The sequence below is a fragment of the Pseudarthrobacter sp. NPDC058196 genome (assembly GCF_042882685.1).
Classification (GTDB): Bacteria; Actinomycetota; Actinomycetes; order Actinomycetales; family Micrococcaceae; genus Arthrobacter.
Map to the genome: position 1 here is coordinate 26595 of NZ_JBHVVN010000019.1, position 26761 is coordinate 53355.

At 67.6% G+C, this 26761-nt stretch carries 23 protein-coding genes and 1 pseudogene; 12 read left to right on the forward strand and 12 right to left on the reverse strand.

Annotated elements, in window-relative coordinates; translation table 11 throughout:
- Window positions 1-9: 9 nt before the first annotated feature.
- The 6 genes from ACFVVC_RS21020 to ssd form a co-directional block, all read right to left on the reverse strand.
- The gene (locus ACFVVC_RS21020) at window positions 10-504 is read right to left on the reverse strand and encodes a TadE family type IV pilus minor pilin (RefSeq protein WP_387457921.1); all 495 of its coding nucleotides are present in this window, start codon (window positions 502-504) and stop codon (window positions 10-12) included.
- Window positions 505-557: 53 nt separating this feature from the next.
- On the reverse strand, window positions 558-938 hold the full coding sequence (locus ACFVVC_RS21025) for a DUF4244 domain-containing protein (protein ID WP_387457923.1): 381 nt from the start codon (window positions 936-938) through the stop codon (window positions 558-560).
- 161 nt (window positions 939-1099) lie between these two features.
- Window positions 1100-1708, reverse strand: a complete 609-nt coding sequence (locus ACFVVC_RS21030) for a type II secretion system F family protein (RefSeq protein WP_387457926.1) — start codon at window positions 1706-1708, stop codon at window positions 1100-1102.
- On the reverse strand, window positions 1705-2502 hold the full coding sequence (locus ACFVVC_RS21035; protein ID WP_387457929.1) for a type II secretion system F family protein: 798 nt from the start codon (window positions 2500-2502) through the stop codon (window positions 1705-1707). The genes ACFVVC_RS21030 and ACFVVC_RS21035 overlap by 4 nt, the downstream gene beginning before the upstream one ends.
- Window positions 2499-3803 (reverse strand): TadA family conjugal transfer-associated ATPase, encoded by a 1305-nt coding sequence (locus tag ACFVVC_RS21040; protein ID WP_387457932.1) that lies wholly within the window; start codon window positions 3801-3803, stop codon window positions 2499-2501. The genes ACFVVC_RS21035 and ACFVVC_RS21040 overlap by 4 nt, the downstream gene beginning before the upstream one ends.
- Window positions 3800-4987 carry a septum site-determining protein Ssd gene (ssd, locus tag ACFVVC_RS21045; protein ID WP_387457935.1) on the reverse strand — a complete coding sequence of 396 codons (1188 nt, stop codon included), beginning with the start codon at window positions 4985-4987 and terminating at the stop codon, window positions 3800-3802. Before ssd ends, ACFVVC_RS21040 begins: the two co-directional genes overlap by 4 nt.
- Before the next feature lie 101 nt (window positions 4988-5088).
- On the opposite strand from ssd, the gene ACFVVC_RS21050 reads away from it, so the two are divergent.
- Window positions 5089-6822 (forward strand): bifunctional 3'-5' exonuclease/DNA polymerase, encoded by a 1734-nt coding sequence (locus ACFVVC_RS21050; protein WP_387457938.1) that lies wholly within the window; start codon window positions 5089-5091, stop codon window positions 6820-6822.
- Window positions 6823-6975: 153 nt separating this feature from the next.
- Window positions 6976-7164: a YegP family protein gene (locus tag ACFVVC_RS21055; RefSeq protein WP_387457941.1), complete on the forward strand. Its 189-nt coding sequence runs from the start codon at window positions 6976-6978 to the stop codon at window positions 7162-7164.
- 3 nt (window positions 7165-7167) lie between these two features.
- On the opposite strand, the pseudogene ACFVVC_RS21060 reads toward ACFVVC_RS21055, so the two are convergent.
- From ACFVVC_RS21060 to ACFVVC_RS21070, 3 genes and pseudogenes are all read right to left on the reverse strand, one after another.
- Window positions 7168-7846: pseudogene (locus tag ACFVVC_RS21060) on the reverse strand (NUDIX hydrolase).
- Window positions 7843-8637, reverse strand: coding sequence for an endonuclease III (gene nth, locus ACFVVC_RS21065; protein ID WP_387458020.1), 795 nt, complete (start codon window positions 8635-8637; stop codon window positions 7843-7845). Before nth ends, ACFVVC_RS21060 begins: the two are co-directional and overlap by 4 nt.
- A gap of 83 nt (window positions 8638-8720) precedes the next feature.
- Window positions 8721-10157 (reverse strand): hypothetical protein, encoded by a 1437-nt coding sequence (locus ACFVVC_RS21070; protein WP_387457944.1) that lies wholly within the window; start codon window positions 10155-10157, stop codon window positions 8721-8723.
- A gap of 396 nt (window positions 10158-10553) precedes the next feature.
- On the opposite strand from ACFVVC_RS21070, the gene acs reads away from it, so the two are divergent.
- From acs to ACFVVC_RS21095, 5 genes are all read left to right on the forward strand, one after another.
- Window positions 10554-12575 (forward strand): acetate--CoA ligase, encoded by a 2022-nt coding sequence (gene acs / locus ACFVVC_RS21075; RefSeq protein WP_387457947.1) that lies wholly within the window; start codon window positions 10554-10556, stop codon window positions 12573-12575.
- Between the two features lie 205 nt (window positions 12576-12780).
- Window positions 12781-14091 (forward strand): ABC transporter substrate-binding protein, encoded by a 1311-nt coding sequence (locus ACFVVC_RS21080; protein WP_387457950.1) that lies wholly within the window; start codon window positions 12781-12783, stop codon window positions 14089-14091.
- Between the two features lie 89 nt (window positions 14092-14180).
- Window positions 14181-15155 carry a carbohydrate ABC transporter permease gene (locus ACFVVC_RS21085; protein ID WP_387457953.1) on the forward strand — a complete coding sequence of 325 codons (975 nt, stop codon included), beginning with the start codon at window positions 14181-14183 and terminating at the stop codon, window positions 15153-15155.
- Window positions 15152-16066: a carbohydrate ABC transporter permease gene (locus tag ACFVVC_RS21090; RefSeq protein WP_387457956.1), complete on the forward strand. Its 915-nt coding sequence runs from the start codon at window positions 15152-15154 to the stop codon at window positions 16064-16066. The genes ACFVVC_RS21085 and ACFVVC_RS21090 overlap by 4 nt, the downstream gene beginning before the upstream one ends.
- 55 nt (window positions 16067-16121) lie before the next feature.
- Window positions 16122-16913: a DeoR/GlpR family DNA-binding transcription regulator gene (locus ACFVVC_RS21095; RefSeq protein ID WP_387457959.1), complete on the forward strand. Its 792-nt coding sequence runs from the start codon at window positions 16122-16124 to the stop codon at window positions 16911-16913.
- A gap of 4 nt (window positions 16914-16917) precedes the next feature.
- Here ACFVVC_RS21095 and ACFVVC_RS21100 read toward each other — a convergent pair whose 3' ends face one another.
- Both ACFVVC_RS21100 and ACFVVC_RS21105 read right to left on the reverse strand, forming a co-directional pair.
- Window positions 16918-17946 (reverse strand): LacI family DNA-binding transcriptional regulator, encoded by a 1029-nt coding sequence (locus ACFVVC_RS21100; RefSeq protein ID WP_387457962.1) that lies wholly within the window; start codon window positions 17944-17946, stop codon window positions 16918-16920.
- Between the two features lie 5 nt (window positions 17947-17951).
- Entirely contained in the window at window positions 17952-19154 is a 1203-nt protein-coding gene (locus ACFVVC_RS21105) for a Gfo/Idh/MocA family protein (RefSeq protein WP_387457965.1), read from the reverse strand.
- A 182-nt stretch (window positions 19155-19336) separates the two neighbouring features.
- Here ACFVVC_RS21105 and ACFVVC_RS21110 point away from each other — a divergent pair, with 182 nt between their 5' ends.
- From ACFVVC_RS21110 to aroQ, 5 genes are all read left to right on the forward strand, one after another.
- Window positions 19337-20269: a carbohydrate ABC transporter permease gene (locus tag ACFVVC_RS21110; RefSeq protein WP_387457968.1), complete on the forward strand. Its 933-nt coding sequence runs from the start codon at window positions 19337-19339 to the stop codon at window positions 20267-20269.
- Between the two features lie 10 nt (window positions 20270-20279).
- Window positions 20280-21203 carry a carbohydrate ABC transporter permease gene (locus tag ACFVVC_RS21115; protein WP_018761853.1) on the forward strand — a complete coding sequence of 308 codons (924 nt, stop codon included), beginning with the start codon at window positions 20280-20282 and terminating at the stop codon, window positions 21201-21203.
- A gap of 84 nt (window positions 21204-21287) precedes the next feature.
- Window positions 21288-22628, forward strand: coding sequence for an ABC transporter substrate-binding protein (locus tag ACFVVC_RS21120; RefSeq protein ID WP_387457972.1), 1341 nt, complete (start codon window positions 21288-21290; stop codon window positions 22626-22628).
- Between the two features lie 150 nt (window positions 22629-22778).
- Entirely contained in the window at window positions 22779-24968 is a 2190-nt protein-coding gene (locus ACFVVC_RS21125; RefSeq protein ID WP_387457975.1) for an alpha-galactosidase, read from the forward strand.
- Between the two features lie 82 nt (window positions 24969-25050).
- On the forward strand, window positions 25051-25515 hold the full coding sequence (gene aroQ, locus ACFVVC_RS21130) for a type II 3-dehydroquinate dehydratase (RefSeq protein WP_387457978.1): 465 nt from the start codon (window positions 25051-25053) through the stop codon (window positions 25513-25515).
- A gap of 11 nt (window positions 25516-25526) precedes the next feature.
- Here the strand turns inward: aroQ and ACFVVC_RS21135 are convergent, their stop codons facing one another.
- Window positions 25527-26711, reverse strand: coding sequence for a MarP family serine protease (locus ACFVVC_RS21135; RefSeq protein WP_285246961.1), 1185 nt, complete (start codon window positions 26709-26711; stop codon window positions 25527-25529).
- Between the last annotated feature and the right edge of the window lie 50 nt (window positions 26712-26761).

Consider the following 26761-nt stretch of genomic DNA (forward strand, 5'->3'; position numbering starts at 1 on the left):
CCATCCCCGTCACCGGTTTCCCTTGCCATCGGTCAGGCCGTTGCCGTTGCGGGTCCTGTCTGCGCCACTGGTTCCCGGCGACTCACTCCGCGTCGATGCGCGTGCGGTGAGAGTCCAAGGAATGGACGCTCCCAGGGGCCCCGGCACGTGGTCGGTGACGGTAATGCTGAACCACTCGCCATCGGCCGCAATGGACGCGGCCGCCGATCCGCCGGCGAGGGTCCTGACTGTCCGTTCCACGGCTCCGGGGTCTTCGCCCCGGGCCAGGGCCCGTGCACCGGCGCGGGCCCCTTCTTCAATCCGCAGTTGCGTCATACCTGCGGCGGCCCCGGCCAGCAGCATGGCAAGCAGCGCCAGTACGGCCGGCAGCCCCACGGCGAACTCTGCTGTGACCGCGCCCCTGGCCCTCTCCCCGGCCAGCGCCTTGGGAGTGTCCGGTGCATGGGGCTTGTCCGGGGCGTTGGCATGGTCCGGCGTTCCCGGGCCCACCCCGGGGTGGGTCATCGTTGCCGGCGTGCTCCTCCGTGAGCTGCGGTGGCGCCACGCCAACACACCTGTCACGGCAACGCCAGCGCGGTCCGGATCAGGTTCAGCAGGAAGCCGCGGACTTCATCACTGCGAAGGATGAACACGAGCAGCCCCGCGAAGCCGACGGCCGCCAGGGTGGCAATGGCATATTCCGCAGTGGCCATGCCTGCCTCAGAGCCCAGCAGCTGGGCCCTGCGCCGGTTCCCATGCCGGGCTCGGTCCGGTGCCGGGTAAAGCTCCACGACGTTGCCGTCTGCGGCCGCGGAGCCATACCTGGCAGGACCGGTTGGTGCGGAAGCGTGCCCGGTGCCGCCGGGGGCGAATCCTTGTCCGCCAGGTGAGGTGCCGGCCTTGGCGAAATCGGCGAGCGCAGATGTTCCGGCGGAGCAGCGGTGGTGGTTGATGGACATGTGTCTTCCTTTCGTGGGTTTGCCGGGGTGTTTCCCCGCTGTCTCGACTCTTCCCGGCGGTGCTGCGGCCGGTAAGGGATGGGGTGGGCTAAGTGGAAAAGCCGGGCCGCCGCCCTCTTGTGGAGGACAGGACCGAGGCCCGGGGAGCCCGGGCGGGCGGTCTAGGAACCGGATGGAACCATGGCGAGCAGCACCGGGAGGACGCCCAGGCAGATGAAGGCAGGGAGCGAGCAAAGGCCCAGCGGGACCACCAGCTTCACGCCGAGCGACGCGGCGCGTTTTTCGGCGGCACGGAACCTCTCCCGCCGTAGCCTTGCCGCCTGGGCGTACAGGATCGCGGACGAGGGTGCGCCGGTCAGCGCGGCAAACCCCAGGGCGTCCCGGAGCTCCAGGATCTCAGGGAGCCGAACGGCAGAGCTGCGCCACGCCGTCTCCCAGTCTGCGCCGATGGCCAGGGCGGAGACCACGGGGCGCAGGGAGTCCCGGTAGTGGGGTGCAGCCGAAGCGGCCACCAGTTCCAGCGAGCGCCCGATACCGGCCCCGGCATCCAGCATCGCCGCCACGAGTTCGAGCATCATGGCCGTGTCCTTGAGGCCGGCGGCGCGGCGGATGCCGGTCCCCGCAGCCGCCTGATGGTGATTCTCCTGTGGGGCGTCCAGGCGCAGGTGCCGCAAGCGTTGGCGGGGCCGGCTGCGGCCGGAACATGCCAGCCAGGCAGCCACCGCGAGGAGCAAGAACAGCGCCAGGCCGGGGCCCCATCCCGGCGTCATGGCCCGGACTCCGCGGCGGCCGAAACGAGCCGGGCGGACCACACCCTGCCCGCCATGGTGAGAACCACGCCGCCCACCAGCGCTGCCAGTCCCAGGGGAGTGCCCAGCAGCGTGGCTAACGGATCGACCCCCAAGGCTGCCCCCAGTCCAAGTCCCATCAACGGAAGCCAGGTCAGCAGGCGGACCGTGGCCTTGGGCCCGGCCAGGGCCGTCTGCCGTGCGGCGTCGGCGTCTTCCGCTGCCTCCAGCTGTGCCGCGAACCTGGTCAGCACGTCAGCGAGCGGGCATCCGCTGGCTTCAGCGATATCGAGGCAGGCCGCCAGCTCAGTCCAGGTTCCCGCTTCCCGGTCCCGGCCCGGGAATGCCGTGGGAAGCACCCGACGGATGGCCTCCGACACCGGAGCTCCGGTAGCCGCGGCTGCACGCGCTGCTGCCAGGATTGTCGTTGATCCCGGCGACAGTACGGGCCCGGCGGGGCGTACGGCACCCTGGAGCCGCTGCGAATGACGGCCGGGGACGCCGTACACGGTCCACAGTTCGTCCCAGAGCCGGGCGGGCGTCCGTCCGCCCCTGAGCAGCGCCGCCAGCTGCTGTACCACCAGGGTCAGGCCCAGTCCGCGCTTATCGACCGAAGCGCTGCCGGCCCGCCGAAACCACGGCAGCATCCTGCGCCTGGGGGAAGGTTGCGCGGCCGGGGAATTCCGCGCCACGGAGCGCAACCTCGCGGCCGCATGCAGCGGCGGCCTGAGGAGCAGCACGGCGGTGCAAAGGAGCACCGCCAGGAAGAGCGTCACAGGGCTTCCCCGGAATCCATCCCCAACCGGGCTGCCAGCGCAGGCCACGCCGGTCCTGGCTTTCCCGATTCCTCGACGGCCGGCACCACGCCAAGGCCCTCGGGACCGTCGCCGAGGAGTCCCACGCAGAGGACTTCCCTGCCCCGGGGTGTCCGGCCGAGGTGGATGACCACGTCCAGCGCGCTGGCCGCCTGGAGCCGCACGGCTTCCGGTCCCAAGCCGGCGAGGGCCCCGAGTGCTGTGAGCCTGGCCGGGACCGCTGTCGCGGTGTTGGCGTGGATGGTTCCGCCGCCACCGCTGTGGCCGGTGTTCATCGCCGTGAGGAGCTCGCGTACTTCGGGCCCCCGGCACTCGCCCACCACCAGTCGGTCCGGGCGCATGCGGAGGGCCTGCCTGACGAGTTCTCCCAGGTCCACGGCTCCTCCGCCTTCAAGGTTTCCGTGGCGCGATTCAAGGGACACCACGTGCGGGTGGACCGGGTTCAGCTCGGACGCGTCCTCAATCAGGACGAGGCGTTCGTCCGGAGCGCACAGCCCCAACAGGGTGGACAGCAGCGTCGTCTTGCCGGAACCGGTGGCGCCGCTGACCAGGAAGCTCAACCTCCTGGCCACCACTGCCTCCAGCACTGCCTGCACCCGCGGGCCGAACATTCCGGCGGCCCGGAGCTCCGCCATGGTGAAGACCCGCTCCCGGCGGATCCGGATGCTCAGCAACGTCCCGGACGTGGAAACCGGCGGCAACACGGCGTGGACACGGTAGCCGCCGGCAAGCCTGACGTCGACGCACGGTGAGCCGTCGTCCAGGCGCCGGCCGCCTGCAGCTACAAGCCTCCCGGCCAGTGCCCGCAGCTGGGCTTCACCGTCGAACTGGACGGAAACGCGCTCAATGCCCCGCCCCCGGTCCACCCAGACAGAGCCCGGTGCGTTCACGAAGATGTCCGTGACGGCCGGATCCCGGGTGAGCTCCTGAAGCGGCCCCAGACCGTTGAGCTCAGCACTGATCCGCTCCACCGCGGCCAGCGAACCGGCGGTACCCAGCAGCTTGCCGGTGGCCTGGACCGCCGCAGCAACCCGTGAGGGCGTCACGGCCCCGGCCTCGGCCATCATCGACTCGCGGACCGATTCCAGCAGCCCGGCGTCCACTGCCCTTCCGGTCACCGCTGTATCCGTCGCCCGCCCGGCGCGGCCTGCCGGATTGGTTTCCAGGATCCGGGCGCTCCGACCTGCGCCGGCGTTTCCTCGCGCCGCACCGCTGCCCTGGTCCCGCTCCGTGAATCCGGGAGTTCCCTGTGGGCGCCTCATGCCACTTCCCCCGCCTGCAGGTCATCGCCGAGCCAATCGAGGGCGGCGGCGGCGAAGCGCCGGATGTTCCGCCGCTTCCCCAGGTCCAGCAGGCGCCCCGTTTCCGTGGCACCTGGTACGGCGCGCAGCTCGGGGATCCTGCCTTGCACCGGCAGCCCGACGGCGTCGGCGATCAGCGAACTGTCCAGCGCGGCGCCGGGACGCCCGCGGACCAGCAGTGCCGCCTCCACAGGCGGAAGCTCCTGGAGCAGGCGCACGGCTGCCACTGCTGCCTTGAGTTGGGCCGGGACCACCACCATGATCCGGTCGCAGTCCCAGGCCACCGTGTTCAGCGGCCCTGCACCCCGCCCCACATCGACGACCACCAGTTCGTAGCCACGGCGGGCGGCGTCGAGGACCCCCGCCATGGCAGCTGCGGGAACCGGGACCGGTTGCTCCCGGGTGGCAGGCCACGAGAGGAAGGACAGGCCTCCCGCCGCGGGCAGGGAATCCACCAGTTGCACGGGGTCGATGCTGCCCCTGGCCTCGGCGAGGTCCGGCCAGCGGAGGCCAGGGGTGTCCTCCGCAGCGAGCGCCAGTTCCAGACCCCCGCCCCATGGGTCACCGTCAACCAGCAGGACGCGCACACCCAGCCGGGCGGCTGCCTGCGCAATCCAGATGGCCGCCGTGGTGGCCCCTGCCCCGCCGCACCCACCCGTGATGCCCAGGACCACGCCACCCGGACCCGGCGAGCGGGACCGGCTCAGGTGGTCTGCCAGCCACGCAGCGGCGTCCGGCAGCACGGCGACGCGTTCCGCTCCGAGGGCGGCGGCGAGGTGCCAGAGGCTGTCCCCTTCACCGTCCAGGCCAACCATGACCGCCGGCGTGCGCCGGCGCGGTGGAAGTTCCCGCACGTCGCTGCCCACAAGGACGGCCGCCGCAGCATCCCAATACTGCGCGCCTTCGACAGCATCGGGAACAACACGCAAGTGGGCACCGGCGGCCGCCACAATGCGTTCCACCTCGGAACGCAGCACGCCGGAGGAGGAGACCAGCAACACTTCACCGGCCCCATCCGGCAGCCAGGCCGTACCTCGCACCTCCGGCCCGGCGGCCGCGGCCGGTTCCCCGTCCGGCGGCCGCCACGAAGGTGTCCCGGAATCTCCCGGCCCGGAGTGTGGTGCGTTCAACTGGTGCCTGCTCATGAAGCCACTCTTTCCACATCCCGCCGCGCGGATAAGGGAACAAATCCTGTATGTGGACAACGTGCGTCGGGGCAGCTCCGCAAACAGGGCAGAATTGGAGCATGTACCTGCTGCTCGCCGCCCATTCCCGCGGCGCGGCCCTCCAGCAACTGACGCAGGCCGGACATCCCGAGCCGGCCAGCCCGGAACCCCGGCCCGTGGCACTGGCGGACCTTGCCGCCGTCGTCCGCGACCTGGAAGCCCGGCGCCCCGGCGGCCAGCCGCCCCGTTGGATTTGGCACCGAACGCAGGATTGGTACCCCGCCCTGCTCGCATCCGGGGTGGAGGTGGAGCGCTGCTATGACGTCAGTCTCTGCGGCAACATCCTGGCCTTTTCGCAGTTCAGCGCGAACACTGAATACGCCCGGAACACGGACCGGGTCCCCGTGGAGGATCCGCTGCTGCCGCCGAAGGCTCTGCAGCCGCCGCCTCCCCCGGCGGACCAGGGCGCGTTGTTCGAAGACCCCAACGTCCGTGCCGCGCCCGGAATGTCCCTGGACGAGCTCCGAACCGAATACGGCTCCCAGCAGGCCGCCGTGGCCGCGGTGGACCCAGCGGAAAACCGACGCAACCGGCTCCAGCTGCTGCTGGCGGCGGAGTCCGCCGGCGCCATGGTGGCTGCGGAGATGCAGCACGCGGGTGTTCCGTGGCGCGAAGACCTGCACGAACAAATACTGGCCGGCCACCTGGGTCCCCGCCCTCCCGCGGGACAGCGTCCGCACAGGCTCGAAACGTTGGCGGCGGAGCTGCGTGCCCTGCTCAACGCTCCCGGGCTCAACCCGGATTCGCCGCAGGACCTGATGCGGGCCCTGCACCGGAACGGGATCGAGGTGAAGAGCACCCGGAAGTGGGAGCTGAGGGAGTCCAGCCATCCGGTCATTGAGCCGCTGCTGGAGTACAAGAGCCTGTCCCGGCTGCACACCGCCAACGGCTGGTCCTGGCTGGATGCCTGGGTGGACGGCGGCCGGTTCCGGCCGGAGTACGTCGTGGGTGGCGTGGTCTCGGGCCGCTGGGCTTCCCGCGGCGGTGGCGCCCTGCAGATTCCGCGCCAGATCCGGGGTGCCGTGCATGCCGACCCCGGCCACAAGCTCATCGTCGCCGACGCCTCCCAGCTCGAACCCCGCGTCCTGGTGGCCCTGGCGCAGGATTCGTCCATGGCGGAAGCGGCCCGGGACCAGGACCTCTACGCCGGGATCGCCGCCAGGGGTTTCGGCGGGGACCGGGCCAAGGCGAAGATGGCGCTGCTGGGCGCGATGTATGGTGCCACGTCCGGTGAAGCAGGCCGGCTGATGCCGCAGCTGGCACGCACCTATCCACGCGCCGTCGACTTCGTGGAGCGTGCTGCACGGGCGGGCGAAGCTGGTGGGACGGTCACCACCAGGCTGGGGCGCAGCAGTCCTCCTCCGTCCGAGCGCTGGTTCCAAAGCCAGCGCTCGGCAACGGCGGAGGAGCAGCGGCGGGCCGAGTCGATCGCCCGGTCGCGGGGCCGTTTCACGCGGAACTTCGTGGTCCAGGGCTCGGCGGCGGACTGGGCGGCATGCTGGCTGGCGGAATTGCGACGACGGCTGCGCGCCTTGCGGGCTGCCGACGGGGTTGGGAGCGGGGCCGGCGGGCCCGAACTGGTGTTCTTCCTCCACGACGAAGTGATGGTGCACGCGCCGGCGGAGCGGGTGGAGGCTTGCATCGCCGCCATCGAGGAGGCAGCCAGCGCAGCCAAGGAACTGTTGTTCGGCCCGATTCCGGTGGAGTTTCCGGTCAGCGTTGCCGTGGTGGATTCCTACGACCGCGCCAAATAGCGCGCCTGAGGCTCCGAAGAAAACTCGCCTTTGAGACGCAAAGTAACCTACCGGGCGGTAGCTCGACGGGTGCGGTGACGGCGGTTACAGTCAAAATGGCTGAAACAGATCCGGTCACTGATGCAACGACGCATACCAGGGAGGTCCCCGTCCATGGCGGGAAGATTTGAAATACACCGTGTTGGGGACGAGTCCTACCGGCTGCGGCTCACAGACGCCGAAGGGAATATCGTTGCGGTTTCTCCGACTTTTCGGTCCTTGACGATGCTGCGTGACGGCATCAAGGCCGTGCGGGAAAATGCGGCCACGGGCATTGTGGTGGACTTGCGCCGGCAGGCCTGACGCTTAGACGGCCACCGGGTGCAGCCGGTTCCGGTCCCACGGGACGGACCAGCCGAGCTGGTCGAACAGCCCGCTCAGCACAATCCCGGTGAACCCCCACACCACCACTCCATTGACGGTAAAGGCGGGGCTGTCGAAGGTGCGGCCTGCCCGGTGGACGGTGGCCATCACCCGGTTGTCAGGGTCCAACAGGTCCCGGACCGGGACGCGGAACACCTGGGCCGATTCGCCGTAGTCCACCACCCGGACCGGTGACGGTGCATGCCACCAAGCGAGGACCGGCGTCACCAGGAAGTTGCTGTGCGCCAGGCCCAGCTCCTGGAGGGTGCCCAGCACCTCCACGCCTGCCGAATCCAATCCGGTTTCCTCCTCGGCCTCCCTCAGCGCAGCCGCCACAGGTGTCTCGTCCGGGTCGATGCTGCCGCCGGGGAAGGCCACCTGTCCCGGGTGGGACCCCAGGGTGTGGGCGCGTTCCAGGAGCAGGACATCCAGGTCGGCCGGGGCCAACGGTTTGCCGGACGCCGCAGGGACGTCGTCGAGCACGCCGAAAAGCATGAGGACGGCGGCCCTGCGGGCCCGCTCAACATCCACGGTCAGCGCGGCCCAGCGCGGGGTCGGGGTTCCCGGCGGTTCCCGATTCGGCCTGCCGGACCAGCCTGGCGAGGTCTTCGCGCGCGCTCACGGGGTCCTCACCTGGGAAGCCATCCGGATCTCGGCCGCCCGGTGCTGTTCTGACAGGTACTGCTCCAGCAGGGCTTCGCTGCCGGGCGCGAGCTCATATTTCAGGAGCTTGGCGGCCTTGGCCGGGTCCGTCTCTCCCATGCCGTAGGAGGGGCACCAGTTGGCCACGGGGCAGGCACCGCAGGCAGGCCTGCGGGCGTGGCAAACGCGCCGGCCGTGGAAGATGACCCGGTGGGACAGCATGGTCCAGTCCTTGCGCTCAAAGAGCCCGGCGACGTCCTGTTCGATCTGCACGGGATCCTCGGACTGCGTCCAGCCGAACCGCTTGGCAAGACGGGCGAAGTGGGTGTCCACGGAGATGCCCGGGACGCCGAAGGCGTTGCCCAGCACTACGTTGGCTGTCTTGCGTCCGACGCCGGGCAACGTGACCAGTTCCTTCATCCGGCCCGGAACCTCGCCGTCGAAGTCATCCACGAGCCGCGTGCACAGCGCGAGGACGTTCTTGGCTTTGGCCCGGAAGAATCCGGTGGGTTTGAGGATGGCTTCCAGCTCCACCGGGTCCGCTTCCGCCAGGGAGCGGGCGTCAGGCCAGCGCGCGAACAGCACTTTGGTGACCTGGTTGACGGTGACGTCGGTGGTCTGGGCGGACAGCACGGTTGCCACGAGCAGTTCGAAGGGGTTGCGGAAGTCGAGCTCCGCATGGGCGTAGGGGTATTTTTCGGCCAGCGCCTTGTTGATGCGCCGCGCCCGCCGCTTCAGTGCCAGCAAGGATTCCGCCGGGACCGCCGGCATGCCGGGAGCCTGGCCGTTGTTCGCGGTATGCCCGGCGGGGTCATTCCCGCCGGGCCTGGCCGCCCGGAGCCCGGCCATGGACGTCAGCCCCGTTCGATGTTGCTGAGGTCGCGCAGGACGCCCAGCCGGCCGTCAGTGTGCTGGACCAGGAACTCATGTCCCCGGTCTTCCAGTGCCAGGACCCACCCGCCGGGTTCGATGACGAAGGCAGGCGCCCCGGTGCGGGGATCAAAGGCGGTGCGGTGCTGCGCCACGGCAAACCAGAATGCCTCGTGGGCGGGCTGGGCGTCCGTCTCGTCGTGGCGGGCAGCGGGGTCCACGGTTGCGCCGATGGGCTCTTCCGTTCGGATCTGCTGGTGCACCGCCGTAGCGGCCGGTGGCTCCCAGGCCGGCTGCGGGGCACCCGCTGCCGGAGCATCGCCATGCCGGGTTTCCTCCGCCGCGGGCGGCGCAGGGGGGCGGACGACGTCGGCTGCCTGGGTTTCCTCCGCCGCGGGCGGCGCAGCGGGGCGGACGACGTCGGCTGCCTGGGTGGGCGGGCCGGCATCCAGCTCAGGGGTACGATCCGAGACCTCAGGCGCGGTGGAAACCGGAGTGGAGGATGCCGGCGCGGAAGGAGCAGGAGCCGAGGCGGCCGGAGCAGGAGCCGAGGCGACCGGAGCAGCGGCCGGAGCCGAGGCGGCCGGAGCAGCGGCCGGAGCAGGGGCAGACGCTGCAGCGGCGGAGGCAGGCACGGCGGCCGTGGCGGGCGGGTGCGCGGTGCCGGCGGGTCCGTGGCCGGCACCTCCCGGCTGGACCGCGGATGACCCGGCACCTCCGCCGCCAAAGACGCCTGCACCCTTGAGCCCGAAGCCGGTCTTGGACTGGCCGGAGCCGGACTCCGGCTTGGCTGGCTTGGGGGCGCGGGGCTTCCGCGCCGGCACTGCGGCTTCGCGTGCCACGATATGGGCCGGGGCGTCGGGACGGCCCTTGAAATCACCGGCGAGATAAGGAATGAAGCGGCCCAGGACCGTGGCGGCGAAAAGGACCAGGGAGCCGATCAGGCCCACCAGCAGGCTGGTGACATAGGCGCCCGCAACCGACAGGAAGAAAAAGGCGACGGCGAAGGAGGCCACCACTGACGCGAACTGGTCAATGGACAGCGACCCCACCCTGATTTTGGTGCCGGGAGCCAGGCGGCGTGCGGCGAACAGCGCGCTGGCGATCAGCGGCAGGATGATGCCCAGTCCCAGGAAGAAGAGGTTGTTGAGGTTCCACAGGTTGTACCGTGCGCCGAACAGGGGCAGCAGGGACGCAACGAAGAGCACCAGGGTGCCGGCGAAAACCGCAAGGTCGCGCACGGTGAACGGACCGAGCACGGCCTGGTTGGCATTCGGGTCAATCTTTCCCGATCCTGCCTTCTGCCCTGGAGCGGTGCTGCCGGCAGGGGTCTGGTGGCCGGGTCCCCCCGCGGACCCGGAGCCGCCGGGTCCCGCTTGCGTCTGCGGGGCCGTTCGCTGGCCGAAGCTCTGCTGGTTCATTCTGCTCTCCTTAGCGTGGCGGCACAGGGCCCGTACGGACCCGAAAACTGTGCCGTCTTGACATGCGGTCCGGCTCCGGCAGGGCACGGTTCATGCCTGGTCGGAGCCCTCCGAAGTGAAGTCACAATTCCATCTCAGCCTAGTCAACAGCCAAGCTGATCACTAGCCGACGCGAGGCCGCCGGAGTGGCTTGCACACCATTCACCGCTTAACAAATGCCGTTCGCTGCCCCATCTGTGACGGCGGGCACATTGCATCCGTGGCAAGCATTAGGCTTGGTGGCGGAACAGCTCTTTGCGGTATCTCCGTCCCGGCTGGAGCCCAGTGCCGCGCGAACGGCGGGCCCTGCGGCGATGGCGTCCCGCGCGGCGACGATCGATGAATGATGAGGTTCATATGTCCCAGGACACCCCCAGCTCCACGGCCACGGTTCCGTCCGAGTCCGCTCCGGCCGCAGCCCAGCCCAGCCAGCAGGGCGACGCCTTCGCGAACCTGCTGCACGAGACCCGGGCCTTCCCTCCCAGCGCCGAGTTCGCGGCGGGCGCCGTCGCCACGGCAGCCGAATACGACGATGCGAACGCGGACCGGCCGGCGTTCTGGGCGAAGAAGGCCCGGGAGTTGCTGACGTGGTCCAAGGACTTTACGCAGGCGCTGGACTGGTCCGATCCGCCGTTCGCGAAATGGTTCGTTGGCGGTGAAATCAACGCCGCATACAACGCCCTGGACCGGCACGTGGAGGCCGGCAACGGAGACCGCGTGGCCATCTATTTCGAGGGCGAACCCGGCGACACCCGCGCCTACACCTATGCAGAGCTGACCGAAGAAGTGAAGAAGGCGGCCAACGCTTTCGAGTCGTTGGGCGTGGCCAAGGGTGACCGGGTGGCCGTGTACCTGCCGATGATCCCGGAGGCCGTCATCACGCTGCTGGCGTGTGCCCGGATCGGCGCGGTGCACTCGGTGGTGTTCGGGGGGTTCTCGGCCGAGGCGCTCCGCTCCCGGATCGATGACGCCGAAGCCAAGCTGGTGGTGACCGCTGACGGTACCTACCGGCGCGGCAAGCCCAGCCCGCTGAAGCCGGCCGTCGACGACGCCCTGGCCCACGACGGCCACACCGTGCAGAACGTGGTGGTGGTCAAGCGCAACGGGCAGGACGTGGACTGGCACGAGGGCCGTGACCACTGGTGGGCGGACACCGTGGGCGCCGCGTCGGCGGAACACACCGCAGTGGGCCACGATTCCGAGCACCCGCTGTTCATCCTCTACACCTCCGGGACCACCGGGAAGCCCAAGGGGATCCTGCACACCACCGGCGGGTACCTCACCCAGGGCGCGTACACGCACAAGGCCGTCTTCGACCTGCACCCGGAAACGGACGTCTACTGGTGCACGGCCGACGTCGGCTGGATCACCGGCCACTCCTACGTCGCCTACGCCCCGCTCATCAACGGCGCCACCCAGGTCATGTACGAGGGCACCCCGGACTCCCCGCACCAGGGCCGCTGGTGGGAGATCGTGGAGAAGTACAAGGTCTCCATCCTCTACACCGCCCCTACCGCCATCCGCACCTTCATGAAGTGGGGTGCCGAGATCCCGGGCAAGTACGATCTGTCCTCGATCCGCGTCCTGGGTTCGGTGGGCGAGCCGATCAACCCCGAGGCATGGATGTGGTATCGCAAGGTGATAGGCGGCGACAAGGCGCCGATCGTGGACACCTGGTGGCAGACCGAAACCGGCGCCCAGATGATCGCCCCGCTGCCGGGCGTCACGGCCACCAAGCCAGGCTCGGCCCAGGTGCCGTTGCCCGGCATTGCCGTGGACGTGGTGGACGAGATGGGCCAGTCCGTTCCCTACGGCCACGGCGGCTTCCTGGTGATCCGCGAACCCTGGCCGGCCATGCTGCGTGGCATCTGGGGTGACCCCGAGCGGTTCAAGGACACGTACTGGTCCCGGTTCGAAAACATGTACTTCGCCGGGGACGGGGCCAAGAAGGACGAAGACGGGGACATCTGGCTCCTGGGCCGGGTGGACGACGTCATGAACGTCTCCGGACACCGGCTCTCCACCACGGAGATCGAATCCGCCCTGGTATCCCACCCCGCAGTGGCGGAGGCCGCCGTCGTGGGCGCCTCGGACGAGACCACCGGCCAGGCCGTCGTCGCCTTTGTCATCCTGCGCGGTGATGCCGTGAACAATGGCGACGCTACCGTCCAGGAACTGCGCAACCACGTAGGCAAGGAGATCGGCCCGATCGCCAAGCCGAAGAACATCCTGGTGGTCCCCGAACTGCCCAAGACCCGTTCGGGGAAGATCATGCGACGCCTGCTCAAGGACGTCGCGGAAGGCCGGGACCCGGGCGACGCCACCACCCTTTCGGACCCCACGATCATGCAGCAGATCGCGCAGTCGCTCAGAAAGTAACACTGGCTTAGTATCAAGCCGGGAGCCACAGAGTGGCCCCGTTTTCCCCGCCACCGCGGGGAAAACGGGGCCACTCGCATTTGTGACGATTCAAAAAAATCGACACGCAAAATGTTATTTAGCGTTCTTCCCTGTTCGCTTTTGCGAGGTTATAGTCAGCGTATGTGAGGTGCCTCACACGCGGCTATTTTTCAAGGGAGAGAACATGGCTTCACAGTTTGATGCGTCTGCCACCGCATTTCCGAGCAGGCGGACCATCCTCAAGACAGTCGGCGTAGGAGCGGTTGGCCTGGCCGGCATCCCGTTCCTCGCCGCCTGCACCGGCGGCAGCGCACCGTCGGCAACGGGGTCGGAATCCTCCGGGCTCACTTTCGGCTCCGGAGCCTCCGACGACGTGCCCAAGCGCGCCTACCAGGCCGTGACGGACGCCTTCACCGCCAAGACGGGCAAGACGGTCACCACCAACGTGGTACCCCACAACGATTTCCAGAACAAGATCAACTCCTACCTGCAAGGCTCCCCCGACGATGCGTTCACCTGGTTCGCCGGGTACCGGATGCAGTACTACGCGGGCAAGGGACTGCTGGCACCCATCGACGATGTCTGGCAGACCGTGGGCGCCAACTATTCGGACGCCCTGAAGAAGGCGTCCACCGGCCCTGACGGGAAGATGTACTTCGTTCCCAACTACAACTACCCGTGGGGGTTCTTCTACCGGAAGAGCCTCTGGACCGAAAAGGGCTACCAGGTACCGGCAACGTTCGATGACCTCAAGGCGCTGGCCACGAAGATGAAGGCCGACGGGCTGATTCCCATCGGTTTTGCCGACAAGGACGGCTGGCCGGCCATGGGCACCTTCGACTACATCAACATGCGGCTCAACGGGTACCAGTTCCACGTGGACCTCTGCGCCCACAAGGAGTCCTGGGACCAGCAGAAAGTCAGCGCCGTCTTTGACACCTGGAAGGCGCTCCTGCCGTTCCAGGACCCTGCCGCCCTCGGGCAGACCTGGCAGGACGCCGCAAAGGCCCTGGAGGCGAAGAAGACCGGCATGTACCTGCTTGGTTCCTTCGTCACCCAGCAGTTCACCGACCCCACGGTCCTGGCCGACATCGACTTCTTCGCTTTCCCGGAGATCGCCATGGAAGGCAGGGACTCCGTCGAAGCCCCCATCGACGGACTGCTGTTGTCCAAGAAGGGCGGGGACAACAAGGCAGCCCGCGACTTCCTGGCGTTCCTCGGCACCCCGGAGGCCCAGAATGCCTACGCCAAGGTGGACTCATCAAACATCGCCACCGCCAAGGGCGCGGACACTTCATCGTTCACGCCCCTGAACAAGAAATGCGCCGACACGATTGCGGGCGCGAAGAACATCAGCCAGTTCTTCGACCGCGATGCGCTGCCGGCCATGGCCAACAACGTGATGATTCCGGCCCTGCAGACGTTCATCAAGGACGGCACCATGGACGTCAAGAACCTTGAGGCCCAGGCCAAGACCCTGTACGCAGCGCAGTAGTTCCACCCACGGAACGGCGACGGCGGCACGTGGCGTGCGCCGTCGTCGTTCCCCCTCCTGCATCCGGACCAAGCAAGGGGAAGAATCCCATGAGCAGCACCGCACAAGAATTGATCCCGCCGGAGTCCAGGGACCCGGCCGGAGCGCCCTCGAAAAGGCGGCCCGGGCGCGGCCGGGTACGCCGCCTGTCCAGCCGGGACAAGCTGGTCCTGGCCCTGATGGTGGGGATTCCCACCCTGATTGAACTGATGCTGGTCTGGCTGCCCATGCTGATGTCCGTCGGGCTGAGCTTCAGCCGCTGGAATGGCCTGGACCTGGCCGACCTCCGCCCGGCCGGCACCGACAACTACCAGTTCATCACCCAGGACTACCCGCCGTTCTGGCCCGCGGTGCAGCACAACATGCTGTGGCTGTTGTTCCTGGCCCTCATCGCCACGCCGCTGGGCCTGCTCCTGGCCGTACTCCTTGACCAGAACATCCGCGGCGGCAAGATCTACCAGAGCATCTTCTTCGCCCCGGTCATGCTGTCCCTCGCCCTCATCGGCATCATCTGGCAGCTGTTCTACCAGCGTGACAACGGTCTGCTGAACTTCATCCTGGGAACGGCGGGGACGCCCCAGGCAGTGGACTGGTTCGGCGATTCGTCCGTCAACATCTGGGCCGCCATGATCGCCGCCACCTGGCGCCACGCCGGCTACGTCATGTTGCTCTACCTGGCCGGCCTCAAGGGCGTGGACCCCAGCCTGAAGGAAGCGGCAGCCATCGACGGAGCCTCCGCCACGCAGACGTTCTTCCGCGTGGTCTTCCCGGCCATGCGGCCGATCAACATCGTCATCGTGGTCATCACCATCATCGAGTCCCTCCGCGCATTCGACGTGGTGTACGTGATCAACCGCGGCACCAACGGCCTGGAGATGCTCAGCGCGCTGGTCATCCAGAACCTCGTGGGCGAGGGCCAGGTGATCGGCGTGGGCTCCGCGCTGGCCGTGGTCCTGCTGGTGATTTCCCTTGTCCCCATCGTTTTCTACCTCAGCCGCACCTTTGGCAAGGAGAACAGAGCATGAGCAATGTTGCAGCCCGGCCCCGGCCGGTTCCGGCAGACGCCGGAACCCGGTCAGGCAGCCGCCCCAAGCGGCACTACGGAACCCACATCTTCCTGACCATCATGGCCATCATGTGGCTGGTCCCGCTCGGCTGGTCCGTCTTCACCGCACTCAGGCCGGTGGCCTCCACCAACCAGTACGGGTACTTCAGCCTGGCCGGCGCATTCAACTTCGACAACTTCATCCAGGCCTGGACCCAGGGCGGATTCTCAACGTACTTCTGGAATTCGGTGATCATCACCGTCCCGGCCGTGCTGCTGACGCTGTTCCTGGCCTCCCTCATGGCCTTCGCCGTGAGCCGGGTCAGTTGGAAGTTCAACATCACGCTGCTGATCATGTTCACGGCGGGCAACCTCCTTCCACCGCAGGTCCTCGCCGCGCCCCTGTTCGAGATGGCCAAGCACCTGACGGTGCCCTACTCGTTCAGCGACTCCGGGAACATGCTCAACACCTACATCGTCGTGATCGCCGTGGACACGGCCTTCCAGATGGGGTTCTGCACCTTCGTGCTGTCCAACTACATGAAAGCGCTGTCCGCAGACCTGACCGAAGCGGCACTGGTCGACGGGGCGGGCATCTGGCGGCAGTACAGGGAAATCATCCTGCCGCTGTGCCGGCCGGCGTTCGCCGCCCTGGGCACGCTGGAAGTCATCTTCATCTACAACGACTACTTCTGGCCCCTGCTCTTCATCCAGAGCGGAAACCGGCTCCCCATCACCACCGCCATCAACAACCTCCAGGGACAGTTCCTGAACAATTACAACCTCCTGGCGGCGGGTGCGGTCATCACCGTCATCCCCACCCTGATCATCTACCTGCTCCTGCAGCGGCAGTTCGTGGCGGGGCTGACTCTCGGTTCCAGCAAGGGGTAGGCAAAGATGGAACGTGAACGGGACATTCCTCCCTTAGCCGCCCGAAAGGAACTCCATGCTCCCCGCAGCACGTCACCAGGCCATCGTGGACGCCGTCCAGCGGGAGCGGGTGGTCCGTGTGTCAGACCTCGCCCACCAGCTGGGTGTCTCGCTCATGACGGTCCGGCGGGACATCGAGCTGCTGGAGGAGGGCGGCCGGGTGGAGCGGATCCACGGCGGTGCCAAGCTCCCCGGCGGGGCAACCACCCATGAGCCCGGCTTTGAACTGAAGTCGACCCAGCTGCCGGCCGAGAAGCGGGCCATTGCGGCCGAAGCCGCGCGGATGGTGCATGAGGGCATGGCGGTGGGCCTCAGCGCGGGGACCACCACGTGGGCCCTGGCCCAGGAACTGGCCAAGGGGCCACGGATCACGGTGGTGACCAATTCCGTGCGCATTGCGGACCTTTTCCACCACGGGGCGGCTTCGGGGGCTGCCCGCTACGGTTCCACCGTGATCCTGATCGGCGGCGAACGCACGCCGTCGGACGCCCTCGTGGGGCCGATCGCCACCGCCGCGTTGAAGCAGCTGCATCTGGACCTGCTGTTCCTGGGGGTGCATGGCATGGACCCCGAAGCTGGATTCACCACCCCCAACCTGCTGGAGGCCGAGACTGACCGCGCATTCGTGGCGGCATCCCGGAAGCTGGTGGTGGTGGCCGACCACACCAAGTGGGGCACCCAAGGCATGAGCACCATCGCCGCACTGGAGGAAGCGGACGAGGTCATCAGCGATTCCGGTCTCAGCGCGGATGCCCGCCGGATCCTGCAGGAGAGCGTCAGCCGGCTGCGGATCGCCGCCCCGGCTTAAGCCCTTACGGGCAGCCGCAGGACTGGCGGATGCGCAGGGTGGTGGGGAAGATCCGGTGCCGCGGTTTCTCACCACGGCCGGCTCCCACCAGCGCCCCGACGGCGGCTTCCGCCATGGCCACCACCGGCTGTTCCACGGTGGTCAGCGGCGGCCAGGAGTATTCCGAGTCCGCCGACCCGTCAAAGGACGCGACGGCGATATCGCCCGGAACCGAAAGGCCTGCCTCGTGGATGGCGCGGAGGAGTCCGATGCCCTGCATGTCGGACGTGGCAAAGATGGCCGTGGGCCGGTTCACCGATGCCAGCAGCCGCTGCCCGGCGACGTACCCGCCGGGCCTGGTGAACGCACTGTAGGCGATGGGCCCTTCCGGCAGGCCCGCCTCCTGGAGTGCCTCGCGCCAGCCCAGCTCGCGGCCATCGGTGGAGCCGGAAACGTTGGTGCCCATCGCCAGCCCAATATTGGTGTGCCCATGGCCAATGAGGTGCTGCACCGCGATCCTGGCACCTGTTGCCAGATCCACGCCAACACTGTTGAACCCGGGCGCATCGCGTTCCTGGTTCAACAGCACCGCCGGAATGTCCGCCGTTTCCAGGACTTCGAGGTCCGGTTCGAAGAGAACGCTGGCGAGCAGCACCCCGTCCACCTGCCGCGCGGCGAGGTTGCGGACGTTCCGCCGCTCCTTGGCCAGGTTCCCGTCCGAGTTGCTCAGGACCAGGGCGTAGCCAAGGGCGGCGGCCGCGTCCTCCACCGCGTGGGAGAACAGCGAGAAGAAGGGGTTGGCGATGTCCGGGACAATGAGCCCCAGCGTCTCGCTGGACCCCAGCTTTAGCGCCCTGGCAGCGGCATTGGGCCGGTAGCCGAGGACGCGGATGGCGTCCTGGACTTTGGCTTCGGTGGCAGGGGCCACCTTCTTGGGACCTCCATTGACCACGTAGCTGACGACGGCGGTGCTGACGCCCGCGAACCGGGCAACATCCTTGCGCGTCACCGGCCCGCGCGGGGACGGCACAGCCGAAGTGGTCATGGAGTACATGCTAGCTACCAGGTGGCGGGCGCGTCGCCGAAGTCACGAATAGGCAGCCGCGCGCCGTTTTGCTGCGCCGATTCGTGGGCCACGATCCCGGGCAGCGTGAACCGGGCGGCAACCCAGGCATTGACGGGCGGCAGCGTGCGGTTGTTCACCGCGGTGACGAAGTCGTCCACCAGGAAATGGTGGCTGCCTTCATGCCCGTTGGGGGCGCCCTGGAACTCCGCGGGCAGCCGGGCTGCGTCGTGCACCGGGGCGAGTCCCGAGACGAACGCGTCCCGGAGTTCGGGGGCGACGTTGGCCAGCGACGGATCGTCCAGGGGAATGCTGGGCCGGGTTTCCATCTGGTCGGAGATGTCGTGGACGTCCTGTTTGTCCTGCCACACGGTGACTTTGGCGAGTTGTTCGAAGCTGGCCTCCGTGCCGAAGAACCGGAACCTGGATTCGCGGATGTGGGAGGGGTAGCCCACCCGGCGCATTTCGTTGGTGCGCATGGCGCCGCCGTCGTTCAGTTCGAAGAGCGCGGTGGCGTTGGAAAGGTCGTTGCCGAACATGCTGACGTCCTTGTCGAAGACGCCGTCGTTCCGCTGGTCCGTGACCCCGACGCAGCTGACGCTGACGGCGTGTGCCGGCAGGGCCCCGAGCACGCCGCCGATAGCGTGCGTGGGGTAGAGCATGGGCGGGTAGCTGGCGGTCTCTTTCCATCGCTCGCCGCCGCTGTACTGGTAGGCGTCATAGAACCCCAGGTCCATGTCGTGGACGTAATCGCCCTCGGAGTAAAACACCCTGCCGAATTTGCCGGCGGCGTGCTGCTCCCGGGCATAGACCGTCGCGGGGTTGTAGTAGCTGGTCTCACCCATCATGTAGACATTTCCGGTTTCCCGGACGGCGTCGATGATGCGGGCGATTTCCGCTTCCGAGACGGCCATGGGAACGGCGGAGTAGACGTGCTTGCCGGCTCGGAGCGCCCGTTCCACCAGCGGGCCGTGGGTCCAGCGCTGGGTAAAGATGGCAACGGCGTCGACGTCGGAGGCCAGCAGGGCGTCAAAGTCCGCTTCCTGCCCCGCCAGGTTGTACCGTTCGACAGCCTCGGCCGCCCGCTCGGGGCGCTCATCGGCCACGTAAACGGCGTGGACACCGGGGTGCAGGTTGAACAGGTGCGCGAACTGGGAGCCGAACTGGCCCGCGCCCACGATGCCGATCGAGAACGTCATTGTCATGCCTTTCGTCAGGGTGATATCTGAGTCTTGCACCGGTTTCTACTCGAGTCAATATCCGCCAAATGGACAAAATGCCATGAATACAGGCAAAAATTAACCTCTTGCCACTCTCGCATCTACTCGTGTAGATTGTTCCGCAGCTTGTTACTTCCATCACAATCAGGAAAGGGTCGACGATGACCACCCTTACCAGGAACGCCAGCCCGGCAGAGCACGCAGTGCGCCGGCCGCTGAAGCGCCGGGGACAAAGTGACCTGAAGATCGCGCTGTTCTTCATCGCTCCCGCCATGATCGGATTTCTCGTCTTCTACCTGGTGCCGACGTTGCGCGGCATCTACCTCAGCTTCACCGAATACAGCATCCTCGGGGACCCGACGTGGATCGGAACCGCCAACTACGAGGCAATCGCCAAGGATCCCTTGTTCTGGAACGCCTTGGCAGTCACCTCGCAGTACGTCCTGATCAATATCGTCCTGCAGACCGCACTCGCCCTGGGGCTGGCCCTCCTGATGCACCGGGTGGCCAAGTCCACCTGGATCCGCGGCGCACTCCTGCTGCCGTACCTCATGGCCAACGTGATCGCCGCCCTCCTGTGGTTCTGGCTGCTGGACTACCAGATCGGCATCGTCAACTACTTCATCGAGTCCATCGGGCTGCCCAAAGTGGCATTTTTCGGCAGCGAGGAATGGGCCATCCCCACCCAGGCGCTCATCAACACGTGGCGGCATATGGGCTACACGGCACTGCTGCTCTTCGCCGGCCTGCAGTCCATCCCCCACCATGTCTACGAGGTGGCCAACCTGGACGGCGCCTCGCCCTGGCAGACCTTCCGCAAAATCACCGTGCCGCTGCTGCGTCCCGTCCTGGTCCTGGTCCTGATCGTCACCGTCATCGGCTCCTTCCAGGTGTTCGACACCGTGGCCGTGACCACCCTTGGCGGCCCGGTCAACGCCAGCCGGGTGCTGCAGTTCTACATCTACCAAAAGGCCTTCACGGAATCGGACTTCGGATACGGCTCCGCCCTGGCAGTCATCCTCTTCGTCATCCTCGCCCTGGTGGCCTTCATCCAGATGAAGTTCCTCAAGGGCAACGAATCAGACCTGGACTAAGGACACTCCCATGACCACCGCAAAAGTTTCCGCCCCCGCCCGGCCCGCCGCCCGCCGTCGTCCGTTCAGCTGGCGCCGCGCCGCAGCCTGGGCCCTTGTCGCCCTCGCGGTCGCCGTCTCGGTCCTCCCGTTCTACTGGATCCTGCGGACGGCGCTGTCCACCAACGGATCCCTTGCCGGCAACGCCACCAACCTGCTCCCGGCAGACTTCAACCTGGGCGCCTTCAAACGGGTCTTCGGCCTGCAGTCACCGGAGGAAGCTGTCGCCGAGGGCGGCTCCGGCGCCCAGATCGACTTCTGGAGCTACCTCCGCAACTCCGTGCTCTTCGCCTCCATCACCACCACCGGAGCCGTGTTCTTCAGCGCCATGGCCGCCTACGCGTTCGCCCGGCTGCGGTGGCGGGGACGGAACCTTGTGTTCAGCCTCTTCCTGGCCACCATGATGGTGCCGCCGATCTTCACGGCGCTGCCCAACTTCCTGCTCATCAAGAACCTGGGCCTGCTCAACACCCTGGCGGGGCTGGTCCTCCCCTACATTTTCATGACCCCGTTCGCCATCTTCTTCCTGCGGCAGTTCTTCCTGAACATGTCCCGCGAGGTGGAGGAAGCGGCCATGCTCGACGGCGCCAAGCACCTTCGCATCTTCTTCCAGATCATCCTGCCCAACGCCGCAGCCCCCATCGCCACGCTCGCCCTGCTCACCTTCATCGGCCAGTGGAACGAGTACTTCTGGCCTCTGCTGGTGGGCCAGGACGAATCCGTCCGCGTCCTCACGGTGGGCCTGGGCGTCTTCAAATCCCAGTCGCCGCAAGGCGCGCCGGACTGGTCCGGGCTGATGGCAGCCACCCTTGTCTCCGCCCTGCCGGTCCTGATCCTGTTCGCCGCGTTCGGCAAGAAAATCGTCAACTCCATCGGCTTCTCCGGCATCAAGTAACACCCCTTCCCGCGTAACCCACCCGTCCCATCCCCGGCGCCGGGCCATGGCGGCCTGCCCGGAAGCACTGTGAAAGGAACACCCATGAAAAAGACAGCACTCACCTCCCTCGCCGCAGCGGCGGCCGCAGTCCTGGCACTCTCGGCCTGCGGAGGCGGCGGATCCGCCGAGGCCGGCAAGGGCGAAATCAACTACTGGCTGTGGGATGCCAACCAGCTCCCGGCGTACAAGCAGTGCGCCGACGACTTCCACAAGGCCAACCCGGACATCACCGTCAAGGTCACCCAGCGCGGCTGGGACGATTACTGGGGCACCCTCACCAACGGCTTCGTGGCGGGCACCGCGCCGGACGTCTTCACCGACCACCTGGGCAAGTACCCCGAATTCATCAAGAACAAGCAGCTGCTCGCCCTCGATGACGCCGTCAAGAAGGACAACCTCGATACCGGCATCTACAACTCCGGGCTCGCGGACCTCTGGGTGGGCCAGGACGGCAAGCGGTACGGCCTCCCCAAGGACTGGGACACCATCGCCCTGTTCTACAACACCAAGCTCGCGGCCGACGCCGGCGTCACCCCGGAGCAGATGGCCACCCTGACGTGGAACCCCCAGGACGGCGGCACGTACGAAAAGACGATCGCCCACCTGACCGTGGACAAGAACGGCAAGCGCGGCGACGAGTCCGGCTTCGACAAGAACAACGTGGCCGTCTACGGGCTCGGGCTCAACGGCTCCGGCTCCGGCCAGGGCCAGACCGAGTGGAGCTACCTGACCGGAACCACCGACTGGACGCACACGGACAAGAACCCGTGGGGCAAGCACTTCAACTACGACGACCCCAAGTTCCAGGAAAGCATCGACTGGTTCGCGGGGCTGGCGGACAAGGGCTACATGCCCAAGCTTGAAACCACGGTGGGCGCCAGCATGGCGGACACCTTTGCCGCCGGCAAGTCCGTCATCAACGCCAACGGTTCGTGGATGATCGGCCAGTACACCGGTTACAAGGACGTCAAGGTGGGCATCGCCCCGACGCCCACGGGAGTCAACGGCAAACGCGCCAGCATGTACAACGGCCTGGCGGACTCCATCTACGCCGGCACCAAGAAGCCGGAGGCCGCCGTTAAGTGGGTGGAATACCTGGGCTCCGCAGCCTGCCAGGACGTGGTGGCTGCCAAGGCCGTTGTCTTCCCCGCCATCAAGACCTCCGCCGACAAGGCCGTAGAAGCGTTCAAGGCCAAGGGCGTGGACGTGACCCCGTTCAGCCAGCAGGTCAAGGACGGCACCACCTTCCTCTACCCGATCGCGGACAACGCCGCCAAGGTTGACGGCATCATGAAGCCGGCCATGGACGCCGTGGTATCCGGCAAGGCCAAGGCCGGCTCCCTGACCCAGGCCAACGACCAGGTCAACGCCCTGTTCAAGTAACCCCTCCCACGTGGCTGCGTATGTGGTCGCAGCCACCGGCCAGGCGCCGCCGTCCTCCTCCTCGCGGCGGCGGCGCCCGGCCACCCCTTCCCGGATTTCCCTCCTGTGCGTAACTTAAGACGCAACGCTGAACACTGAAAGAGACCTCCTATGGATCCCCTGTATCTCCGTTCCGCCGGCACCAGCCTGCTGATCAGCTTCGACAGCGGGGAGGCCGAGGTCATCCATTGGGGTGCCGACCTGGGGGCGGTGCTGCCGGACCTGGGTTTCCTGGCCGGACCTGTCGGGCACTCTTCGGTCGACGCGCGCGTACCGTCCGGCCTCCTCCCCCAGGCATCCTCCTCGTGGCGGGGACGCCCCGCCCTGCGCGGGCACCGCATCACCGGCTACGGCTCCGGCTTCGACTTCTCGACCCGCCTCCGCCTTACGTCCGTCCACGCCGAGGGCGGCACCGCCACGATTGGGCAGTCAGACGCCGACGCCGGCATCAGCGTCTCCACCTCCCTCACGCTGCACGACGGCGGCCTGCTGGAACTGCGCCACACCATCACCAATGACGGCACCACCCCGTTCCAGGTGGACGAGCTGGCAACCGTCCTCCCGGTGGCCCCCGACGCCGTCGAACTCCTGGACCTCACCGGCCGCTGGTGCCGGGAACGCCACCCACAACGGCAGCGCATCCAGCAGGGCACGTGGGTCCGCACCGGCCGGCACGGCCGCACCGGGCACGACTCTTCACTGATCTTCGCCGCAGGCACCGAGGGCTTCGGCAACCGGCACGGCAAGGTGTGGGCAACGCACCTGGCCTGGAGCGGCAACCACGAACAGTTCGCGGACACCATCGGCGATGGCCGCACCGTGATTGGCGGCTCGGAGCTGCTGGGGCCGGCCGAAGTCATCCTCGAACCGGGTGCCGGTTACACCACGCCGGCCCTGTTCGCCGCGTACTCCGGCCACGGCCTGGACGGCATCAGCGAGGCCTTCTACAGCTGGTTCCGTTCCCGGCCGCACCATGTGCTGCCTGCCGCAGCCACCGGGCTGCCGGCCGGGAAACCGCGCCCGGTAGTACTGAACACCTGGGAGGCAGTGTATTTCGACCACAACCTGGACACGCTGATCGAACTGGCTGATTCCGCGGCGGACCTTGGCGTGGAGCGCTTCGTGCTCGACGACGGCTGGTTCCGCGGGCGCCGCGACGATCACGCCGGGCTGGGCGACTGGTACGTCGACGAGAGGGTGTGGCCGGACGGGCTGACGCCGCTGATCGATGCCGTCACCTCCCGCGGCATGGAGTTCGGCCTGTGGGTGGAGCCGGAGATGGTCAACCTGGCTTCGGACGTGGCCCGTGCGCACCCGGACTGGATCGTGGGTCCTTCCGCCGCAGCGCACAAGGACGGCGGCCGGCTGCCCCTTGAATGGCGCAACCAGCATGTCATCGACCTGGTGAACCCGGAGGCCTGGCAGTACGTGTTCGACCGGATTTCCGCGCTCCTGTCCGGCAACAACATCAGCTACCTGAAATGGGACCAGAACCGTGACCTCGTGGAACACGGTCACGCCGGACGCTCCTCCGTCCATGCACAGACCCTGGCCGCCTACCGACTGTTCGATGAACTCCGCAAGGCCCATCCCGGTGTCGAAATCGAGAGCTGCTCGTCCGGGGGCGCCCGCGTGGACCTGGGCATCCTGGAGCGGACCGACCGCATCTGGGCTTCGGACTGCAATGACGCGCTGGAGCGCCAAACCATCCAGCGCTGGACCGGCGTTGTGGTCCCGCCCGAGCTGGTAGGCAGCCACATCGGCCCCACCACCTCGCATACCACCGCCCGCACCCACGACCTCTCGTTCCGGGCCATTACGGCCTTGTTCGGCCACTTCGGGATGGAATGGGACGTCCGGGTGGTCCAAGGCAAGGACCGGGAAGAGTTGCGGCGCCTGGTGGGGCTGTACAAGGAACACCGGGACCTTATCCACAGCGGGCTGCCGGTCCACGCAGACATCGCCGATGACGCGTTCCAGTTGTACGGCGTGGTTGCTCCCGCGCCCGTTGAAGGCGCGACGACGGCCCTGTTCGCCGTCGTGGGCCTGCGCACCTCGGCGTCCGAGACCCCCGGCAGGATGGGCATTCCCGGGTTGGACGCGGAGCGGAGCTACCAGGTGGAAGCCGTCTTCCCCACGCCGGTGGACGCCGACTACGCCCACACCTTCACCCAGGTCCAGCCCCCGGCCTGGCTTGCAGGCGGCGCGGTTGCCAGCGGCCGGTTCCTCGCCGAAGTGGGGCTGCCCATGCCCACGTTGAACCCGGAGCACGCGCTGCTGTTCAAACTCACGGCCCTCTAGCTGCCGCTACCGCCCCGCTGCCCGCCGCCCATACCAACGTAAGAATGCGCGGCGGGCAGCACCAACCGATAGATTTGCAGGCATGACTGAAGCCTCCTCCACCGTCGAAGCCGGCCGCGGCACCATCCTCGTTATCAACGGCCCCAACCTGAACCTGCTGGGCACCCGGGAGCCGGAGAAGTACGGCACCTCAACCCTCGCGGACGTGGAGCAGCTGGCCGCTGCCGCCGCTGCCAAGCACGGATTCGCGGTGGAGTGCGTGCAGTCCAACCATGAGGGTGTCCTGCTGGACGCCATCCACGCGGCCCGGGGCGCCGCCGCAGGAATTGTCCTGAATGCCGGCGCCTTCACGCACACGTCCGTGGCGCTCCGGGACGCCCTGGCCGCGGTGCAGCTGCCCGCCGTCGAGGTGCACATCACCAACGTGCACCAGCGCGAGGAGTTCCGGCACCACTCGTACCTGTCGCAGGTTTGCGCCGCGGTCATCGTGGGTGCCGGCGTGTTCGGCTACAAACTCGCCATCGACTACCTGGCCGAGGTCCTGTAGCGGGCAGGCCCCTACTTCTGGATGCACTGCCCGGAGGAGACGGGCGCAGACAGGGTGGGCGCCTGCTGGGCCACCGGGTTCAGGTCGCTCATGGTGATGGCGAATCCCACTTCAGCGTCCGAGGTTGCCTTGGCAAAGATCACGCCGGCCACCTGGCCGTCGGTGGTCAGCAGCGGGCCACCCGAGTTTCCCGGCTGCACGTCCCCCGCCAGGCGGTAGATGTCCTCCGGCGACGGGTTGTTGCCGTAGATGTCCGGCACCAGCACGGTGGCGATGTCCTGCACAGTGGCCGGCTTGGACTGGAAGGGGCCGCCGTGGGGGTACCCGGCGAAGGCGGCCTGGCTGCCGCCGGGCAGGTCGCGGCTCAGCGGCAGCGGCTGTGACGGCAGGTTGTCCACGGCCAGGACTGCCAGGTCCCGCTTGGTGTCGAAGTAGACCACACGCCCCGGCATCGCGCCGCCGTCGGGCATCTCCACGACGGGCTGCGACACGCCCGCCACAACGTGCGCGTTGGTGACCACGCGGCCTTGGGACACCACGAACCCGGTGCCGGTCTGGTTCTGGCCGCATTCGTACGCCGTGCCGGCGATCCTCAGGACCGACTGGGCGGCCTTGTTCAAGGCGGGAGTGTTGGTGCTGGCGTTGGGCACCTGGACCGGCTGGCCCTGGTCCAGGCCTTCGAACAACGTGGGTATCCCGTTGCCGATCACCGTGGACCGCAGCTCGGCCATGGTGGCCTTGACCGGGGTGGGGGTCAGCCCGTCGATGAACCGGATCACCTTGGATTCAGCCAATTGCTGCGACACGACCGGCACGCCCAGGGAGCTGACACTGAAGGCAAGCATGGACATCACCAGCGCCGACACCACCAGGTTCAGGGCCCCGCCCACCAGACGGTCCACGGCACGCAGCGGCCGGATCCGCATGGCGCCGCGGATTTGCCGGCCCACCATGGTGCCCAGCCCGTGGCCCAGTGCCATGAGGACGACGGCGGCAGCAATGATGGCGGTCAGCCGCCATCCGGAGTCCGGAACGAAGGTGCTGACCAGGGGGACGGCAAAGAACGCCGCGACGGCGCCGGCTGCGAAACCGGCCAGGCCGCCGACAGTGACCAGGAACCCATTGCGGAGGCCGTAAACCAGGTATGACAGCAGCGCCAGGATCAGGACGAGGTCCAGGACAGTCAAGCCGACCACAAAGGCTCCTTATTAAACAGTTGAACCCCCATTCTAGTGGCGGACACTGA